16 protein-coding genes are annotated in these 17,514 nt (G+C 58.8%); 15 read left to right on the forward strand and 1 reads right to left on the reverse strand.

The features are described from left to right. The first annotated feature begins 2 nt into the window (after positions 1-2). The 10 genes from IMCC20628_RS00515 (at position 3) to IMCC20628_RS00560 (ending at position 11,930) form a co-directional block, all read left to right on the forward strand. Positions 3-1,169 (forward strand): acetyl-CoA acetyltransferase, encoded by a 1,167-nt coding sequence (locus tag IMCC20628_RS00515; protein ID WP_047028574.1) that lies wholly within the window; start codon positions 3-5, stop codon positions 1,167-1,169. A 10-nt stretch (positions 1,170-1,179) separates the two neighbouring features. Then, on the forward strand, positions 1,180-1,599 hold the full coding sequence (locus IMCC20628_RS00520) for a Zn-ribbon domain-containing OB-fold protein (protein ID WP_047032126.1): 420 nt from the start codon (positions 1,180-1,182) through the stop codon (positions 1,597-1,599). 1 nt (position 1,600) lies between these two features. Next, a complete protein-coding gene (locus tag IMCC20628_RS00525; protein WP_047028575.1) occupies positions 1,601-2,836 on the forward strand; it encodes an acyl-CoA dehydrogenase family protein in 1,236 nt (411 codons plus the stop codon). Between the two features lie 22 nt (positions 2,837-2,858). Further along, on the forward strand, positions 2,859-4,979 hold the full coding sequence (locus IMCC20628_RS00530) for an acetate--CoA ligase family protein (protein ID WP_047028576.1): 2,121 nt from the start codon (positions 2,859-2,861) through the stop codon (positions 4,977-4,979). 79 nt (positions 4,980-5,058) lie between these two features. Beyond that, positions 5,059-5,859, forward strand: coding sequence for an enoyl-CoA hydratase-related protein (locus IMCC20628_RS00535; RefSeq protein ID WP_047028577.1), 801 nt, complete (start codon positions 5,059-5,061; stop codon positions 5,857-5,859). A gap of 53 nt (positions 5,860-5,912) precedes the next feature. Beyond that, positions 5,913-7,076: an acyl-CoA dehydrogenase family protein gene (locus IMCC20628_RS00540; RefSeq protein WP_047028578.1), complete on the forward strand. Its 1,164-nt coding sequence runs from the start codon at positions 5,913-5,915 to the stop codon at positions 7,074-7,076. Between the two features lie 29 nt (positions 7,077-7,105). Further along, positions 7,106-8,665: a long-chain-fatty-acid--CoA ligase gene (locus IMCC20628_RS00545; protein WP_197078367.1), complete on the forward strand. Its 1,560-nt coding sequence runs from the start codon at positions 7,106-7,108 to the stop codon at positions 8,663-8,665. Further along, entirely contained in the window at positions 8,658-10,022 is a 1,365-nt protein-coding gene (locus tag IMCC20628_RS00550) for an MmgE/PrpD family protein (protein WP_047028579.1), read from the forward strand. The genes IMCC20628_RS00545 and IMCC20628_RS00550 overlap by 8 nt, the downstream gene beginning before the upstream one ends. Next, a complete protein-coding gene (locus IMCC20628_RS00555; RefSeq protein ID WP_047028580.1) occupies positions 10,019-10,777 on the forward strand; it encodes an SDR family NAD(P)-dependent oxidoreductase in 759 nt (252 codons plus the stop codon). The genes IMCC20628_RS00550 and IMCC20628_RS00555 overlap by 4 nt, the downstream gene beginning before the upstream one ends. Continuing rightward, entirely contained in the window at positions 10,770-11,930 is a 1,161-nt protein-coding gene (locus tag IMCC20628_RS00560; protein ID WP_047028581.1) for an acyl-CoA dehydrogenase family protein, read from the forward strand. The genes IMCC20628_RS00555 and IMCC20628_RS00560 overlap by 8 nt, the downstream gene beginning before the upstream one ends. A gap of 39 nt (positions 11,931-11,969) precedes the next feature. Here IMCC20628_RS00560 and IMCC20628_RS00565 read toward each other — a convergent pair whose 3' ends face one another. Next, positions 11,970-12,590 carry a TetR/AcrR family transcriptional regulator gene (locus tag IMCC20628_RS00565; protein ID WP_047028582.1) on the reverse strand — a complete coding sequence of 207 codons (621 nt, stop codon included), beginning with the start codon at positions 12,588-12,590 and terminating at the stop codon, positions 11,970-11,972. 163 nt (positions 12,591-12,753) lie between these two features. On the opposite strand from IMCC20628_RS00565, the gene IMCC20628_RS00570 reads away from it, so the two are divergent. From IMCC20628_RS00570 to IMCC20628_RS00590, 5 genes are read left to right on the forward strand one after another with little or no spacing between them, the layout of a single operon-like run. Then, positions 12,754-13,533, forward strand: a complete 780-nt coding sequence (locus IMCC20628_RS00570) for an enoyl-CoA hydratase/isomerase family protein (protein WP_052766235.1) — start codon at positions 12,754-12,756, stop codon at positions 13,531-13,533. A gap of 18 nt (positions 13,534-13,551) precedes the next feature. Then, positions 13,552-15,096, forward strand: a complete 1,545-nt coding sequence (locus IMCC20628_RS00575; RefSeq protein WP_047028583.1) for a long-chain-fatty-acid--CoA ligase — start codon at positions 13,552-13,554, stop codon at positions 15,094-15,096. A gap of 42 nt (positions 15,097-15,138) precedes the next feature. Further along, positions 15,139-15,924, forward strand: a complete 786-nt coding sequence (locus IMCC20628_RS00580) for a glucose 1-dehydrogenase (RefSeq protein WP_047028584.1) — start codon at positions 15,139-15,141, stop codon at positions 15,922-15,924. Between the two features lie 12 nt (positions 15,925-15,936). After that, positions 15,937-16,719 carry an SDR family oxidoreductase gene (locus tag IMCC20628_RS00585; RefSeq protein ID WP_047028585.1) on the forward strand — a complete coding sequence of 261 codons (783 nt, stop codon included), beginning with the start codon at positions 15,937-15,939 and terminating at the stop codon, positions 16,717-16,719. Positions 16,720-16,728: 9 nt separating this feature from the next. After that, positions 16,729-17,463 carry an SDR family NAD(P)-dependent oxidoreductase gene (locus tag IMCC20628_RS00590; RefSeq protein WP_047028586.1) on the forward strand — a complete coding sequence of 245 codons (735 nt, stop codon included), beginning with the start codon at positions 16,729-16,731 and terminating at the stop codon, positions 17,461-17,463. The last annotated feature ends 51 nt before the right edge of the window (positions 17,464-17,514 follow it).

Raw genomic sequence — 17,514 nt, forward strand, 5'->3', positions numbered from 1 at the left:
CAATGGCAAGAGAAGCAGTTATCGTGGGCGTCGGCGACGTGCCCTTGGCAGACGGCAAGGTTGTCGGCGGCGGGTCGGTGTTGCAGGTCCAGGCGCGCGCGGCCAATGCGGCGCTCAAGGATGCCGGCATCAGCATGGCCGATGTCGACGGACTGCTGGTTGCCGGACTTTGGGGTGTTCCCGGACCGGGGCTGCTGCCAAGCGTCACGCTGGGTGAATATCTCGGGATTTTTCCGCGCTTCGCTGACACGACCAATATCGGCGGGTCCGCTTTCGAAGCGCATGTGGCTCATGCAGCCATGGCCATCGAGCGGGGCTATTGCGATGTGGCGTTGATCGTCTATGGCAGCACGCAGCGCAGCGAACGCAGCCGCACGCTCGGCGGTCGGCCCAGTGTGCTGACAATGCAGTTTGAAAATGTCTGGGGTATTCCTCAGCCGGTCGGTGGCTATGCGCTTGCTGCCAAACGTCACATGTATGAGTTTGGCACCACGCAGGAACAGCTTGCAGAGATCGCGGTGGCAACCCGCAAATGGGCCAGCCTCAATCCTGCTGCCACCAAACGGGACCTGATCAGTATCGACGATGTGATGGAATCCATGCCTATTTCGGATCCTTTGAAGCTGCTTGATTGTTGCCTGGTCACCGATGGTGCCGGTGCGATTGTCATGACCAGCGCGGACAACGCCAAGGCGCATGGTGCCAAGGCTGTTCATGTGCGTGGCTTTGGCGAGGCTCATACTCATTGGAGCATCGGCGCGATGCCGGACCTGGCCAGGCTGACAGCGGCGGAAATGTCGAGCAAGACAGCCTTCGAAATGGCCGGCGTCAGCCGTGACGCGATCGATCTTGTCGAGTGCTACGACAGTTTTACCATCACGGTGCTGATGACGCTTGAAGCGCTCGGATTTTGCAAGCCGGGAGAGGGCGGTGCCTTTGTCTCAGGCCAGCGGACTGCGCCGGGTGGGGCATTCCCGCTCAACACCAATGGTGGCGGGCTGTCCTATTGTCACCCCGGAATGTACGGCATCTTCCTGCTTGTCGAAGCGGTTCGGCAGTTGCGCGGCGAAGCAGGCGACAGACAAGTGGACAATGTCCGCACCGCGCTGGTGCACGGCACCGGCGGAACCCTTTCGAGTGGCGGCACCGTCATTCTTGCCAATCATTGAGGATCAGCTGATGACCAGCACCACCTATGAGAAGCCGCTTCCGATCATTGATCCGGGCACGAAGCCGTTCTGGGATGCGGCCAAAGAGCACCGGCTCTCCATTCCGCATTGCAAGGCCTGCGGCAAACATCACTTCTATCCACGCGAGTTGTGCCCGCATTGCCATTCCGACGATCTGGAATGGACGGATGTGAGCGGCAAGGGCGAGGTCTACTCCTTCACCATTGCGCGCAAGCCGGCTGGTCCGGTGTTTGCGGCGGATGTGCCTTATATCATCGCCATGATCAAACTTGACGAGGGGCCGCGAATGCTGACCAACCTCGTGGTTTCCGATGTCGAAACTGTTCAGATAGGCGACCGGGTGGCAGTCAAGTTTGACGACGTCACCGAGGATATCACTTTGCCGAAATTCACGGTGGTTGAGGCTTGATATGAACAGAGCACAGGTCGCAGATGAGGTCATTGCAATCGGCGACAGCCTGATCCGCTTTGTCGAGCGTGAAGTCGTGCCACTGGAGGATGCCAACAAGGCATTGCTTGCCAGTGATCGCACCATCTTTGACGAGAATGGTTTCTACGTCAAAGAGGTGGCAGCACTTCGTCACACCATACGCATGCGCTCTGCCGAGCAGGGATTTTACACCATGTTCGGCCCGGAAGAGATTGGCGGCGGCGGGCTCGGTCCGGTTGCGGCGGTGTATCTCAACGCGCTGCTTGCCGAGACAACCGGTCCGGGGCGGGTGCTGGTTCATCCCGTCGTTGTGCCGTCGCCCTTCACTAACGGCTTGTCCCCGGTGCTGACCGCCCTTGGGGAGGATCAGCGGGAGCGGTTTCTGCCCGGTCTCGCCAGCGGTGACAAGACCTTGTGTTTTGCGCTGAGTGAACCCGACGCCGGCTCTGATGTTTTTGGCATGAAGTCACGTGCCGTGCGCGATGGCGATGACTGGATCCTGACTGGTACCAAGCAGTGGATCACCAACGGACCCTATGCGGATTACGTCATGGTGTTTGCGGTGACAGACCCGGAACTGGCGGCACAGCGCAAAGGCGGGATTACCGGTTTCCTCGTCGAAACCGCATCGGCCGGGTTCTCGGTGGTTTCCACCATCCCCGTGATGGGTCATCTGGGGGCGGAAATCGGCATCCTGTCTTTCGATGGTGTGCGGGTGCCTGATGCCCAGCGGCTCGGCGCGGAAGGCCAGGGCCTCAAGGTGGCGATGAACGGCGTCAATACCGGCAGGCTTGGCTTGTCTGCAACCTGCATCGGGCTCGCGCGATGGGCGCTCAACCAGGCGCTTGACTATGCCAAGGTGCGCAAGACGTTCGGCAAGCCGATCAGCGATCACCAGGCAGTCCAGATTTTGCTGGCCGAAAGTGCGCTTGATATCTACTCGGCGGAAACAATGCTGATGGATTGTGCCTCCAAACTTGAGCTCGGCATCCGCTCAATCGCGGAAACATCGATGGTCAAACTGCACTGCACTGAAGCAGCAAACAGGGTGTTCGACCGGTGCATTCAGGTCCACGGAGCCATGGGGCTGACCAACGAACTGCGGCTCGAAGAAGGCTACCGGTTCACTAGGTCGATGCGCATTCCTGACGGGACCAGCGAAATTCAACGCCGCACGATTGCTCGGGAGCTTCTGGCTTCCGGAGTCAATTTCTGATTTGGCAGAACAGGAATACGACATGAATCACGTCTCGCCCACCACCGGACTCGATCACCTGTTCCGGCCGCGTTCGATCGCCATTCTCGGCGCCTCCAACGATCCCAACCGTATTTCCGGTCGACCGCTGCGCTATCTGCTCGAGGGTGGTTTCAAGGGCGCGCTCTATCCCGTCAATCCAAATCGCGAAACCGTTCAGGGCGTCAAGGCCTATGCCTCGCTTGTCGATGTGCCGGAAGTTCCCGACGTGGCACTGCTGGCAGTGCCCGCAGCGCTGACCGAACAGGCAGTGATTGAGTGTGTCGAGAAAGGCGTCCGCGCGGCGTTGATCTTTTCGGCCGGTTATGCCGAGAGCGGGGAGGATGGCCTGGCAGTGCAAGATCGCATCACAGCGATCGCAAAAGCAGGCGGGCTTCGTCTTCTTGGCCCGAACTGCCTTGGCATGTTCAATTCACAGATCGGATACTTCGGCACCTTCACCCAGTCTTTGGACCGCGAGATGCCGTCGCCCGGACCGGTCGGTATCGTCAGCCAGAGCGGGGCTTACGGGTCTCACATTGCCTTTCTTGCCCGCAAGCGTGGCATGGGTGTGAGCTACTGGATCACCACCGGAAATGAAGCCGATGTGGATGTGGCAGAGTGCCTTTACTGGATGGCCGGACAATCTGACATCAAGGTGATCATGGCCTATGTGGAAGGTGTCCGCGACGGACCTCTGTTCCGCGCAGCGCTGGCGCTGGCCCGGAAGAACCGCAAGCCGGTTGTGATGATGAAAGTCGGTCGTTCCGAGGTCGGCGCCAAAGCGGCAAGTTCTCATACCGCGTCGCTTGCAGGCTCCGATGCAGTCTATGACGCGTTGTTTCGTCAGTACGGCGTGCATCGCGCGGCGACGACAGAAGAACAACTCGATGTCGCTTATGCCTGCACCCGCGGTATTTTTCCGAAAGGCAACAAGCTTGGCGTTGTAACCCTTTCGGGCGGCGCAGGTGTAGTGATTTCGGACTCGGCGGAACGGTATGGTCTTGATGTCGCGCCGATGCCGGAGGCAGCTCAGAAGGAACTGAAGGCGCTGCTTCCATTTGCAACGGTCGAAAATCCGGTCGACACCACCGCACAGGCTCTCAACGACATGAGCCTTTTGTCAAAGAACATGCACGTCATTCTGGAGCAGGGTGGCTACGACGCGCTGATCGGCTTCTTCTCGACGGTTCCGACTACTCGCACTCTGGCAGAGCCCTTGCGCAAGGCCATTACAGATGGCTGCGCGGCGTTTCCGGACAGGCTTGTGGTGATGGAAATGATCGCTGACGAGGAAACGGTCCGTTCCTACGAGAAAAACGGGTTTCTGGTGTTCGAAGATGCCGATCGTGCGGTGCTGGCGGTGTCGGCGCTGACGCGCTTCAATGCCGCTTTTGACGCCGCTGATAGTGAGGCTGCAGACAGCATTGCCGCCGTTGCGTCACTGGCCACCGGACCGGTCTCGGAATATGAGGCCAAAGGTATTTTGGGCGCGGCCGGTATCCCGTTTCTCGACGAGAAGCTTGTAACTGCCAATGCCGCAGCCGGGGATGCTGCTGATGCCATCGGCTATCCGGTAGTGATGAAGATCGTGTCACCCGACATAGAACACAAGACCGAGATCGGTGGCGTTCTGGTCGGTCCGGCCAACCGTGACGAGGTCATGGCCGGCTATGACCTGCTGATCGCGCGAGCTGCAGAACACTGCCCGGACGCGCGGATCGAAGGTGTCCTGGTTGCGCCGATGGCCGGCAAGGGCGTGGAAACCATCATCGGTGTCAGTCGTGACCCGGTGTTTGGTCCGGTGGTGATGTTCGGTCTCGGTGGCGTTCATGTCGAGGTGCTCAAGGATGTCGCATTCCGGCTTGTGCCTTTTGACAGGAAGGAAGCGCTGTCGATGATCGACCAGATCCGCGGACGTGCGCTGTTGTCGGGCGTTCGCGGCGCGCCGCCGTCTGATGTCGACGCGCTGGCTGATGTTCTGGTCAAGGTCTCCGCGTTTGCCGCGGCGCACCGTGACAATATCGAAACCATCGACCTCAACCCAGTCATTGCCTTGCCTGTCGGCCAGGGCGTCGTGGCGCTGGATGCACTTCTTGTGCCTCTGGAGCGATTTGGCGCTTGAACTGGGTCTGTTTTCGAACTATCGTTAGAAAAGCGCCGGGCACTTTCTGGGCCCATCATTTCATCCGGGAGGATTTCCAATGATCGTAGACTATTCAGGCTACAAATATTTCCTGTTCGAGCAGGAAGACCGCACCATGACCGTGACGATGAACCGTCCGGCCCAGCTCAATGCCATGACTGCAGAAATGCATGAAGAATCATCGCGCATCTTTTATGATCTGGGCCTCGACCATTCGATCGATGTTGTCATCTTCACCGGTGCCGGCAAAGCATTTTCGGCTGGCGGCGACATCGTCGGCATGCGCGAAATGTATGAAGATACGGAGATGTTTGACCGGTCGATCAACGAAGCCAAGCGCGTCGTATTCGGCATTCTTGATTGCGACAAGGTGATCATCTGCAAGATGAACGGCGATGCCGTTGGTCTCGGTGCAACAATGGCACTGTTCTGCGACATCATCATCGCCGCTGACCATGCCCGCATCGGTGACCCGCATGTGCGCGTCGGCCTTGCAGCAGGCGACGGCGGTGCAGTAATCTGGCCGCAGGCGATCGGCTATGCCAAGGCCAAGGAATATCTGATGACCGGTGATCTGATCACCGCTCCGGATGCTCAGGCGATGGGCTTGATCAACTACTCAGTGCCTGCAGACGAACTTGATGCCAAGGTTGATGCCATGGCCAAGAAGCTCGGCAATGGCGCGATGAAGTCGATCAAATACACCAAGACCGCCATCAATATCGGCCTCAAGCAGTTGGCTCATACGATGATGGACACCTGCATGGCCTATGAGGCGCTGACCAACCGCAGCCAGGACCACCTGGAATCGATCAACGCCTTCAGCGAAAAGCGCAAGCCGAAGTTCACCGGACTTTGATCCGGCAAGCGCCTGCGCACTGAAGGCCTGCCCTGGTCGTTTTGGAGAAGATAATGGATTTCGGTGAACCCGAACACATCGGCATGCTTCGCGAGAGCATTCGGCGAATGCTTGACCGGCATGCAACGCGTGAACAGATGGCGAAATGGGACGAGGAGGACAAGGTCCCCCGCGCCCTGATGGAGCATATTCGAGACCTCGGCATATGTGGCATGACAGTGCCTGAATCGTTTGGCGGTACCGGTCGCGATGTGCTCGGCACCATGGTTGCCGTCGAGGAATTGTCGCGGCGCTCGATGGTGATTGCCACGCTGTATCTGATGAACTCCTGCTATGGCAGCATGAATATTCTCGCGTCTGGCAGCGAGGAGCAGAAGCAGCGGCTTTTGCCGCAGCTCGCTGATGGCCAGTTGCTGTTTGCCTACGGGCTGTCCGAACCCGATGTCGGCTCGGATCTGGCCAGTGTTCGCACTCGTGCGGAGCGTCGTGGCGACAAGGTGATCATCAACGGCACCAAACGCTGGTGTTCCGGGGCGGAGATCGCAGATTACATCTATGCGCTGGTGCGCAGTGGCGAACCGGATGCGCGTTACAAGAACCTGTCGCTGGTGCTCATTCCTACAAATGCCAAGGGCATCGAGCTTACGCACATTCCGGCAATGGGTGCGCGTGGGCTGAACACCAATGATGTCTCGCTGGTCGATGTCGAGATTTCCATTGATGACGTGGTCGGAGGCGAAGACGGCTGGAACAATGGCTGGACCCGGCTTGCTGGTCCTGCGCTCGAGGTCGAAAAGCTTGAAGTCGCCGCGATGGCGCTCGGGATTGCGGCACAGGCGGTCGATGATGCCTGGGAGTACTCGCAGCAGCGCAAGCAGTTCGGTAGCCGGATTTGCTCGGTCCAGTCGATCCGGCATATGCTGGCAGAGGTTCAGACCAAGCTCGCGGCGGCGCGGCTGATGCTCTATCGCGGCTGCTGGCTGGCTGACAACAATCTGCCCTGCAGCGCCGAGACATCGATGGCCAAGATGTATGTCTGCGAACTCGGTCTTGAAATCGTGCTTACGTGTCAGAAAATCATGGGCGCCTATGGCTATGCCAAGGGCTTTGACATGGAGCGCTATGTCCGTGACATGCTGCTGATGCCGATCATCGGCGGCTCGACAGCCATCCAGAAAAACAACATTGCAAACCGCATGGGGCTCCCGAAGTCCTGACGCCGGCGGTTACATGGGGAGGAAACTGCATGATCGACACTCTTGGCGATATCCTGCGCAACAATGCCTACAAATTCCCTGACGAACTGGCCTGGGTGATCGGCGATGACCGGATCAGTTTCCGGCAGCACCATGACCGCGCACAGCAATTGGCCTCGGCCATCTACAATCTCGGTGTACGAAGGCAGGACCGGATATCGGTCCTCGCCCAGAATACACGCGAGTTCATGGAGATCTACAGTTCCGGTGAACTCGCGGGCTACATCGTCACAACGGTGAACTTCCGCCTCGCGCCGCCTGAGATGGCCTATATCCTCAATGATTCCACGCCTCGTGTGCTGTTTTTCGAAGCCCGCTATACGGAGACAATGGAGCAGTTGCGGCACGACCAGCCGCATATTGAAACCTATGTCTGCTTCGGCGGAGACGCGCCTGACTGGGCCCTTTCCTACGAGGCCTTCCTTGCATCCGGCGACCCGTCAGGGGCTCCGTCGCGCCCGACGCCCGATGACATCATGCACCTGATCTACACCAGCGGCACTACTGGTCGTCCAAAGGGCGTGATGCGGACGCATCGCGCCGAAATCAATGTGGCGCAGCTGATGGCGACCGAGCTTGGCGTGATCGTCAGCGACCGGATGCAACTGATGATGCCGGTGTTTCACGTCGGTTCTCGCTTTCTACAACTCGGTGCCCATCTGCGCGGCGCAACAGTCGTGTTCCATTACGATTTCAAACCCGAAGAGGTGGTTGCGACCATCGAACGGGAGCGCATCACGCTGACGCACCTGGCGCCGACGATGGTGCAGGCCGTGCTTTCTGTCCCGGGCGTGGAGACACTCGATCTGTCTTCCCTGCATACGATATGCTACTCGGCAGCGCCGATGCCCGGACCGGTGTTGCGTCGCGGGCTCGAACTGCTGGGGCCGGTGTTCCTGCAGCTTTACGGCATGACTGAAGGCGGCGGCACGACTTTGCACAAGCGCCAGCACAAGCCGGACGGCACCGCGCAGGATCTCAAACGCCTGACATCAATTGGACAGGCAGCGCCCAATGTCGATATCCGGATTGCTGATGAAGAGGGCAATGAACTGCCGGTCAATCAGCCGGGAGAAATCCTGACCAAGACAGCGACGCATATGGCGGGCTACTGGAACAACAGCCCGGCTACGATCGCGGCACTCAGGGACGGCTGGTACTACACCGGAGATCTTGGCTACCTTGATGAGGAGGGCTTCCTCTATCTCGTCGACCGCAAGAAGGACATGATCATCTCCGGCGGCGAGAACATCTATTCGCGTGAAGTGGAGGAGGCGCTGGCCACTCATCCTGCTGTGCTTGATTCCGCTGTTATCGGGGTTCCGGACGAATATTGGGGCGAAACGGTCCGCGCTGTGGTGGTGGCATCCGAAGCAGTGGAAGAAGCGGATCTGATCGCCCACTGCAAGACCCAAATTGCCAGCTACAAGAAGCCAAAGAGCATCATCTTTGTCGATGAGCTGCCAAGACTGCCGAGCGGCAAGATCAACAAGACCGTGCTGCGCAAGGTTCATGGAGCTCCTGCTCCGAAGAGCACCGGCAATGCTTGAGCAGGCTCCTCCACCCGCGGTCACCCGCTGGCTTGCCGACCGGGCTGCAGCCATCAATTTTGACGACCTTCCGGAGGCTGCAGTCTCGGTTGCGCGGCAATGTATCATCGACTGGTTCGCAGTCACGATATCCGGTGCATCCGAACCTGCGGTAACGATTCTCCGGGAAGATGTTCTTGAGGATGGGGCTGCGCCTGTTGCCACACTCGTCGGCTCCAGCGAGCGGACATCGGCAGTCAACGCGGCACTGATCAACGGCACCGCGTCCCACGCACTGGATTTCGACGACGTCAACATGGCCATTCTCGGCCACCCGACGGTGTCGATCCTGCCCGGGCTGCTGGCGCTGGCCGAAACCCGCAATGCTTCCCCGAAGGCACTGATCGAGGCCTTTGTTGCTGGTTACGAAGTCGCCTGCCGCACCGGCGAACTGATGAGCCCGAGCCATTACGGCCACGGATTTCACGCCACCGCAACGGTGGGAAGCGTCGGGTCCGCTGCTGCCTGTGCACGGCTTCTGGACCTTGATGTCGACGCGACCGCTACGGCGTATGGCATTTCCGCGACGTTGGCTTCGGGCCTCAAATCCATGTTCGGCACCATGTGCAAGCCGCTTCATGCCGGACGTGCCGCACAGAACGGGCTTTCGGCGGCGCGCCTCGCTGCACGCGGCTTCACCAGCCGCCAGGATGCGCTGGAATGCGCCCAGGGACTGGCCGCGACTCAGAGCGTGGATTTCAATCCGGACGAGGCCATGCAGCCTGAACCGCTCGATTTCCACCTCCGCCGCAATCTCTTCAAGTACCACGCCTCCTGCTACCTTACCCACGGAGCAATCGAGGCCGGTATACAATTGCGCGACAAGAACGGTGTGTCGACCAATGCCATTGGCGGCGTCACCATCCGTGTGGCGCCGGTCACCGACCGGGTCTGCAATCTGGCTGCTCCTGCTACCGGGCTTGAGGCGAAGTTCAGTCTGCGGCTGACGGTGGCGATGGCATTGGCCGGGCGCAATACCTCAGCCATTACCTGCTTCACCGATGCAGCGACACAGGACCCTGAACTGGTTCGCCTCAGAGACATGGCGACAATCGTGTTCGACGAGACTTTTCCTGAGGCAAAAGCCGAGGTGACGATCGAAACGATCGATGGTGTCAGCTATTCAGCCAGTTATGATGCCGGGATTCCGGACAGTGATCTGGCGCGCCAGCAGGGCAAGCTGGAAAGCAAGTTCATCGCCCTGGTCGAGCCGGTTCTCGGTGGTGATGAGGCACGGCAACTGCTGGAGCAACTCACCAGGCTGGACGAGGCCACATCGCTTGACGAAATCCTGGCCATGACGCGGAGAAACAAATGACAGACAAACACCTAGGAACCGCATTTGTAACCGGCGCCGCCAAAGGCATCGGCCGTGGCATTGTCGAACGACTGGTGGCTGATGGCTACAAAGTGATCGCGATCGACCGGCTGGAGAGTGTTCACGAACTTGGCGAGAGGCTCCGCAGTGAGGGAGCCGACATCGTCACGGATGTTGCCGATATCCGCGACCGGGACGCAATTGGCGCGCTGATGGACCGTGCGGCACCACTTGATGTCATCGTCAACAATGCCGCCATTACCAGCACGCACCGGTTTGAAGACCTGACCGAGGATCATTTCCGCGAGGCATTCGATATCAATGTCGTGGGTACATTTGTCGTCGCCCAGGAGGGCGCACGGCGGATGCGCAATGGTGGTCGCATCATCAATATCGCCTCACGTTCTTTTGCCGGCGCCCCGCAAATGGCGCATTACGCCGCCTCCAAAACTGCGGTTGTCGGATTGACGCGGTCGATGGCCATCGATCTTTCGCCACGCGATATTCGCGTCAACGCAATTGCCCCCGGCGTCGTCGATACCGACATGCTGCATTACATGAGCGAGGAACGCCAGCAGGCCATGCTGGGACTTCAATTGCTGGGACGCATCGGTCAGCCGGAAGATATCGCACGCGCGGTGTCGTTTCTGGCGTCACCGGAAAACATCTACATTACAGGGCAGGTCATGATTGTCGACGGCGGTCGCTCGCTCGGCCAGGGTCAGTTGCCCCCGGAGGAGTCTGCCTATGCCTGAACTGTCCGATGAACACCGCATGATCCAGGAATCGGCGCGCGAATTCACCCGAAATGTGGTGCTGCCGGCGGCCAACAGGCTCGACCCTGTCAAGGGCGACATCCCCCGCGAAATGATCGACCAGATGGCCGAGTTGGGTTATTTCGGCATTCTGATCCCGGAAGAGTATGGCGGTCTTGGTCTTGGCGCCTTTGAATATTGCCTGGTGGCCGAAGAATTGGCCCGCGGCTGGATGAGTGTTGCCAGTCTGATCGCCCGAGGCAATGCGCTGATCGGGTCGCTCAAATACATGACGCCGGACCAGCAGGCACATTACCTTCCGAAGATGGCCAGAGGCGAATTTCTTGGAGCCTTCTCGCTGTCGGAGCCGGACGCGGGGTCCGATGTCGCCAACATTTCATGCCGGGCGAAACGGGTCGGTGACGAGTGGGAAATCACCGGCAACAAATACTGGTGCACCTTTGCAGATGGTGCGGACTTCATTCTGGTCTTTGCGCGCACCGGAGAAACAATCGATCCCAAGGCACGCCACCGCGGTATTTCGGCCTTCATGGTTGAAAAGCCGCGTGGAGAACTGCCGAAGGGCGTGTCCGGCAACACCATTCCCAAGATCGGTTACCACGGCTGGACCACCTGGGAACTTGCCTTCGACAAATGCCGGGTCTCTGCGGACAAGATGGTCGGCGAAGAAGGCAAGGCGTTCTACCTTGCGACAGCGGGTCTGGAGACGGCGCGGGCACACACTGCCGCGCGCTCGATCGGGCTGGCGCAGGCAGGTCTCAACGATGCCATTGAGTACTCCAAGCAGCGGCGGCAATTTGGCGCTTCAATCTCGTCCTTTCAGGCCATCCGTTTCAAGATTGCGACCATGGCCACCGAGATCGAGGCGGCGCGAGCGCTGATGTATTCAGTGTGCGAGAAAATCGACCAGGGCGTGCGCTGCGACAAGGAGGCTTCGATGGTCAAGCTGTTCGCCAGCGAGATGTCTGAGCGGGTGACGAGTGAAGCGCTGCAGATACTGGGCGGCGGCGGCTATACGACTCTCAACGCCGTCGAGCGGCATTGGCGCGATGCGAGGCTGACGAAAATTTTCGAGGGAACGTCGGAAATTCAGATGCGGATCATTTCGGATCATATCCTCGGTCGCGACTGAGACCCGACTGGAGAGGGGGCGCAAGCCCCCTGCCGGTAATCAGGCGTCAGTCGTGCCGGGTTCGTGTCGCATCAAACCTTCGACAACGACAGAACTGAATTCCCGTGCGACCTCGTCGATGCTGCGGCCGCCTGGTTTGAACCATTCAACCGTCCAGTTCAGGGCGCCGAGAATGAAAAGTCGGGCCAGTGTGATGTTGGCGCTTGGCCGGAACTCGCCCCGCTCCTTGGCGCCCATCAGGATTTCCTGCCAAATGGTGCCATAGAGGTCGCGCAGGCGCATGTTCTTGAGCCGGATGCTTTCGGGGACCTGACCAAACACTCGGCGTGTTGCCAGCGTATAGTCTCCGTACTCGATGATGGCGGACAGGTGAGCATAGACCGCGGTTTCGATTCGCTGGCGCCCGGTAGCGGTTTCAGGAAGGTTATCCAGCGCACTCTTCACCGAATCAGACACAGCATGAATGCCCAGATCGAGCACCGCACTGATGAGTTCATCCTTGGATTTGTAGTGGTAATAGATACTGCCAGCCTTTAAATCAGCTTCATCGGCAATGGCGCGCATGGTCGTTCCTGCATAACCATTGTCACGGAAGATCTTTGCCGCAGCATCGAGCACCCGTTTTTGTGAAACTTCTGACTTGGTCGGCTTTTTTGTCATGAGGGACGCCCTTTGAACCGCTTATATCTTTCGGATCGAATTATGACAATCAGTGCCGCGCCATTTTCTAACAACTGATCGATAAATCATATTTTCTAACTGGTGTTAGGTTTTTCTTTGGTGTAGCCTTGCGGCAATCAGTGCAGCGTCTGGGGAGGACGAAATGAAGTTTATTCAAGTGGAACGTCATGAACGGGGCATTGTCCGGCTTGTGATGAATCACGCCTCGGCGCGCAATGCGATGGGGGAAGAGTTGCGTGGCGAACTTCTGAGCGCGCTGGAACAGCTTTTGCTGGATCCGAAGACGCGGGTGCTGATGATTGCATCGGCGCTGAAGGATTTTTCGGTAGGCGGCGACCTTTCCAAGATGGACACTCTGTCCGATCCCAAGGTCGGCCGCCAGCGTATAGTTTCCGCCCATCGTCTGGCGCGGTTGCTGCTGGCCAATGACAAGCCGATAATCGCCGAAGTCAAAGGCCATGCAGTTGGCGCCGGCGCAGGTTTGGCGTTGATATGCGATACCATCGTCATGGGAGAATCAGGCAGCATCGGCTTTCCGTTCTTCCGGGTCGGACTGGTGCCCGATTTTGCCATTGCTTACACATTGCCCAAGCGGATGGGCTTTGCCCGGGCCCGGCAGGCGCTGTTGTATGCCCGCAGTTACGGCAGTGCGGACGCCTTGCGCGAAGGCATCGCCGATGAGGTCGTTGCTGATGAAGAGGTTGAGGCCAAGGCGATGGAAAGGGCAAGGCAACTGGCCGCGTTCCCGTCCCATGCCATGGCTTTGACCAAGCGCATGCTCGAATATGCTGATGATCCGATGGCGGTGCTGGAGTTTGAGGCAATGGCACAACCATTGTGTTTTGCCACTGATGATTTCCAAGAGGGGCTCGCCGCCTTCAAGGACAAGCGCAAACCCCTTTTTGACCCTGAAACCGAATAACCTCTGGAAATTCGACAGATGAAAATTCCGCAGACCCTTGCCGACATGCTTGACAACAATGCGTTGAAATTCCCCGACCACACCGCTTTCGTGTTCGGGAAGCAACGCGTTACCCATGCCGAATTTCGCAGCCGTGCGGCCCGGCTCGCCAGTGCCTGGCAACGCCTGGGTCTGAAGCGCCAGGACCGTGTCGGCATTCTCAGCCAGAACCGCATGGAATTCCAGGAGGTCTATGGCTCCTGTGAAATGGCCGGTTTCATCACCGCCACTGTCAATTGGCGGCTGGCAATTCCGGAGATGGTCTACATCATCAATGACGGCGGGGCGAAGGTTCTGGTGTTCGAGGCGGCCTATGCGGAAACGGTCGCGGCGATGAAGGATCAACTGACGTCGGTGGAGCATTATGTCTGCATCGGTGGTGACGCTGAGGGCGCATCCGCATACGAGGATGTGCTCGCTGGCGGAGATTCCGAAGGGGCGCCGTTTCGTCCCAAGCCCGATGACATTGCCTATCTGATCTATACAAGCGGCACGACCGGACGACCAAAAGGCGTGATGTTGACCCATGCCGGCCAATGCGCAGCTGCCGAGATTCTCGGGTCCGATCAACGCATGTGTGCCGATGACCGGATCCTGATCATGATGCCGCTGTTTCATATCGGCGCCAAGGTCATTCAACTGTCACAGCACTGGCGCGCTGGCACTGTTGTGCTGTTGCCCAGTTTCGATCCCGAGGCAATTCTCGACGCCATTGAAGACGAGAAAATCACGGTCACGCATATGGCGCCGACCATGATCCAGATGCTGCTCGAGTCTCCCCGCGCCGGTGCCACCGACACATCGAGCCTGCGCATGATCGTCTATGCGGCGGCGCCGATGCCGCTGCCTGTGCTCAAGCACGGGTTGAAGGTGTTTGGTCCGGTGTTCCAGCAACAGTTCGGCCAGACCGAAGGGCTCGGGACCACATTGCTGGCGCATCAGCACAAGCCCAATGGCAATGCGCGCGATCTTGAAATTCTGACTTCGGTAGGCCAGGCTTCCCCGCGTGTCGGTCTTCGCATCGTTGATGATGCGGGCAAGGATCTCCCCACCGGCGAGGTCGGCGAGATTCTTTTGACCAGCCCCGGCGTCATGAAGGGCTACTGGAACAACACTGCCGCAACGATCGATACGCTGCGTGACGGCTGGGTCCATACCGGTGATGTCGGCAAGGTCGATCATGAGGGGTTCCTCTATTTGGTCGACCGCAAGAAGGACATGATCATTTCCGGTGGCGAGAACATCTATTCCCGTGAAGTCGAGGAAGCGGTGATCCTTCACGATCAGGTTTCTGAAGTCGCGGTGATTGGAGTTCGTGACGCCAAATGGGGCGAGGCGGTGATGGCGATCGTGGTGCTCAAGCCTGGCGCGAAGGTGTCCGCCGAAGACCTGATTGAACACTGCAAGACCCAGATCGCCAGCTACAAGAAACCGCGTCACATCACTTTTGTCGATGAAATCGTCAAGCTGCCGAGTGGCAAGATCGACAAGGTCCGGCTGCGGCAACTCTACGGCCAAATCTAGGTTCAAGCTGCATAACCGCATCAGCGGCGGAGGAGGATTAGAATGTTGGAAATGTTCTCGTTGAAGGGCAAAGTTGCCGTCATCACCGGCGCCAGCCGCGGGTTGGGGCGCACCATGGCGAAGGGGCTGGCAGCAGCAGGCGCGCATGTCGTGTTGATCGCGCGTGACAAAACCAAGCTGGAATCGGTCAGTGCGGAGATTGCCGCTGATGGCGGCCTATCCACGGTGCTGCCAATTGACCTTTCGGATGAAAGTGCCATTCGCAACGGCATCCAGTCGCTTGCAGACAATGTTGGCCGGGTCGATATCTGCGTCAACAATGCCGGCATCATCAACTGGCAGCCGGTTCTCGAGAGTGATCTGGAAGATTTTGATCGCACGATGGACACCAATGTGAAGGCAACCTTCATCATGGCGCAGGAATGCGCCGCGCTGATGCGGAAGGGCGGAAATGGCGGCCGTATCATCAACATCGGTTCGGTGCTTTCCACCGTCGGCCGGGCCAAGCTGCACGCCTACTGCGCCAGCAAGTCGGCGATTGTCGGCCTGACACGATCGCTGGCCGCTGAACTGGGCCGTGAGAACATCACCGCCAATGTCATTGCACCGGGCTATTTCGTTACCGACATCAACGCTGCGATCACCGGCCGGGAAGGCTATGTGGAAGCGGTTTCCGGGGTTACGCCGATGGAGCGCTGGGGCAATCCGGAGGAACTCATCGGGACTCTGGTGTATCTGGCTTCGGGAGCGTCGAGCTTCGTGACTGGACAGGTCATTCATGTCGATGGCGGCATTTCATCGACCTTCAAATTTCAGCTTGCCGCCTGAGGAGCCCGGAACATGATCAACAGATTTTCTCTTGAAGGCCAGGTCGCAGTGGTGACAGGTTCATCACGCGGCCTCGGCTTCGAAATGGCGCGTGCCATCGCTGAATCGGGTGCCAAGGTGTATATGACCGCGCGTGGGGTCGAGCAGCTCGAAAAGTCCGCGGCCGTGCTGCGGTCGGAGGGCCACGATGTCGAAACCCGAGCGTTTGACCTGGCAGACATTGACGCCTGTATCGCTGCCATCCGAGAAATCGGTGAGGCTGAGGGGCGGCTCGACATTCTGGTCAACAATGCAGGCATCAATGCCTGGGAACCACTGGCCGAGGCCACCACGGCCACCTGGGACCGGGTGATGGGTACCAATGTGCGCGCCACCTATGTGCTGTGCCGCGAGGCGGCTCGATTGATGGTGCCGCAGGGCTACGGGCGTATCGTCAATGTCGGATCAGCCCTGGCCGTAGTCGGGCGCGAGAACGTCACGTCCTACGTGGCCAGCAAGCATGGCCTGGCAGGCATGACACGTGCGCTGGCGGCCGAGTTGGGCGCCAAGGGCGTCACATGCAACATGATGGCGCCGGGTTACTTCCTGACCGAAATCAACGATACCATTCTTGCCCGTCCGGGCTATGAGAAGGGTGTCTCCAGCCGCATTCCGCTGGGCCGCTGGGGTGACCCACATGAGGCCGGTGGCGTAGTCGCCTTCATGGCCTCCAAGGCTTCAAGCTATATGAATGGCCACGTGCTGATGGTCGATGGTGGCCTGACCGAAACTTTTGTGATGTCGGTCGACGGGTAAGGAAAGCAAATGAGTAAGAATACCGAAGTAGGACTTGTTACCGGCGCCGGTCAGGGTATCGGCCTCGCAACAGTCCGTCGTTTGCTGGAGGATGGATTTCATGTCGTCATGGTCGATCTGCAAGCTGAACCGCTGGCGACCGTGGCCAATGAACTGAAGGCGGCTGGTGGATCGGTTGAACACCATGCGCTTTCTATTACAGACCGCGCCGCGGTGGCGGCGATGGTGGCGGGATTGCCGCGCCTCGATGTCGTGGTCAACAATGCAGCGGTGTTTTGGGACGGCAAGTTCGACGCGACCACCGAGGACGATTTCCGCAAGATGTACGAGGTCAATGTCGTCGGCACGTTCATCGTCATGCAGGAATCCATCAAGCGCATGAACCGCGGTGGCAGGATCATCAACGTCGCCTCGCGGGCGTATCTGGCGGGCTATGCACACCCTGCCTACGGGACGTCCAAGGCCGGCGTCATTGGTCTGACACGCAGTTCGGCCATCGACCTGGCCGAGCGCGGCATCTTCGTGAACGCGGTCGCGCCGGGATTGATCGAGACGGACATGTTCCGTTCCCTTGCACCGGAACGCCAGCAGGAACTGATCGCCAAGCAGCCGACAAAGGCGCTAGGCCAGCCCGAGGATATTGCCAACGGCATTGCATTTTTTGCAAATCCGCGCACACAGAATGTCACCGGACAGATCATGACCCTTGATGGCGGACGTTCGATGGGCATTTCGCTGTACTGATGAGAGCCGTTCATCTCTTAATGGAAACAGTTTGATGGAATGGATCTTCCG

Source organism: Hoeflea sp. IMCC20628 (genome assembly GCF_001011155.1).
Classification (GTDB): domain Bacteria; phylum Pseudomonadota; class Alphaproteobacteria; order Rhizobiales; family Rhizobiaceae; genus Hoeflea.

What these genes read in the sequence shown, in the direction of transcription:
- IMCC20628_RS00580 (WP_047028584.1), top strand. Translation starts at nt 15,139, where the DNA reads ATGTTGGAAATGTTCTCGTTGAAGGGCAAAGTTGCCGTCATCACCGGC.
- IMCC20628_RS00575 (WP_047028583.1), top strand. Translation starts at nt 13,552, where the DNA reads ATGAAAATTCCGCAGACCCTTGCCGACATGCTTGACAACAATGCGTTG.
- IMCC20628_RS00530 (WP_047028576.1), top strand. Translation starts at nt 2,859, where the DNA reads ATGAATCACGTCTCGCCCACCACCGGACTCGATCACCTGTTCCGGCCG.
- IMCC20628_RS00555 (WP_047028580.1), top strand. Translation starts at nt 10,019, where the DNA reads ATGACAGACAAACACCTAGGAACCGCATTTGTAACCGGCGCCGCCAAA.
- IMCC20628_RS00570 (WP_052766235.1), top strand. Translation starts at nt 12,754, where the DNA reads ATGAAGTTTATTCAAGTGGAACGTCATGAACGGGGCATTGTCCGGCTT.
- IMCC20628_RS00545 (WP_197078367.1), top strand. Translation starts at nt 7,106, where the DNA reads ATGATCGACACTCTTGGCGATATCCTGCGCAACAATGCCTACAAATTC.
- IMCC20628_RS00550 (WP_047028579.1), top strand. Translation starts at nt 8,658, where the DNA reads ATGCTTGAGCAGGCTCCTCCACCCGCGGTCACCCGCTGGCTTGCCGAC.
- IMCC20628_RS00540 (WP_047028578.1), top strand. Translation starts at nt 5,913, where the DNA reads ATGGATTTCGGTGAACCCGAACACATCGGCATGCTTCGCGAGAGCATT.
- IMCC20628_RS00590 (WP_047028586.1), top strand. Translation starts at nt 16,729, where the DNA reads ATGAGTAAGAATACCGAAGTAGGACTTGTTACCGGCGCCGGTCAGGGT.
- IMCC20628_RS00585 (WP_047028585.1), top strand. Translation starts at nt 15,937, where the DNA reads ATGATCAACAGATTTTCTCTTGAAGGCCAGGTCGCAGTGGTGACAGGT.
- IMCC20628_RS00560 (WP_047028581.1), top strand. Translation starts at nt 10,770, where the DNA reads ATGCCTGAACTGTCCGATGAACACCGCATGATCCAGGAATCGGCGCGC.
- IMCC20628_RS00515 (WP_047028574.1), top strand. Translation starts at nt 3, where the DNA reads ATGGCAAGAGAAGCAGTTATCGTGGGCGTCGGCGACGTGCCCTTGGCA.
- IMCC20628_RS00520 (WP_047032126.1), top strand. Translation starts at nt 1,180, where the DNA reads ATGACCAGCACCACCTATGAGAAGCCGCTTCCGATCATTGATCCGGGC.
- IMCC20628_RS00535 (WP_047028577.1), top strand. Translation starts at nt 5,059, where the DNA reads ATGATCGTAGACTATTCAGGCTACAAATATTTCCTGTTCGAGCAGGAA.
- IMCC20628_RS00565 (WP_047028582.1), bottom strand. Translation starts at nt 12,590, where the DNA reads ATGACAAAAAAGCCGACCAAGTCAGAAGTTTCACAAAAACGGGTGCTC.
- IMCC20628_RS00525 (WP_047028575.1), top strand. Translation starts at nt 1,601, where the DNA reads ATGAACAGAGCACAGGTCGCAGATGAGGTCATTGCAATCGGCGACAGC.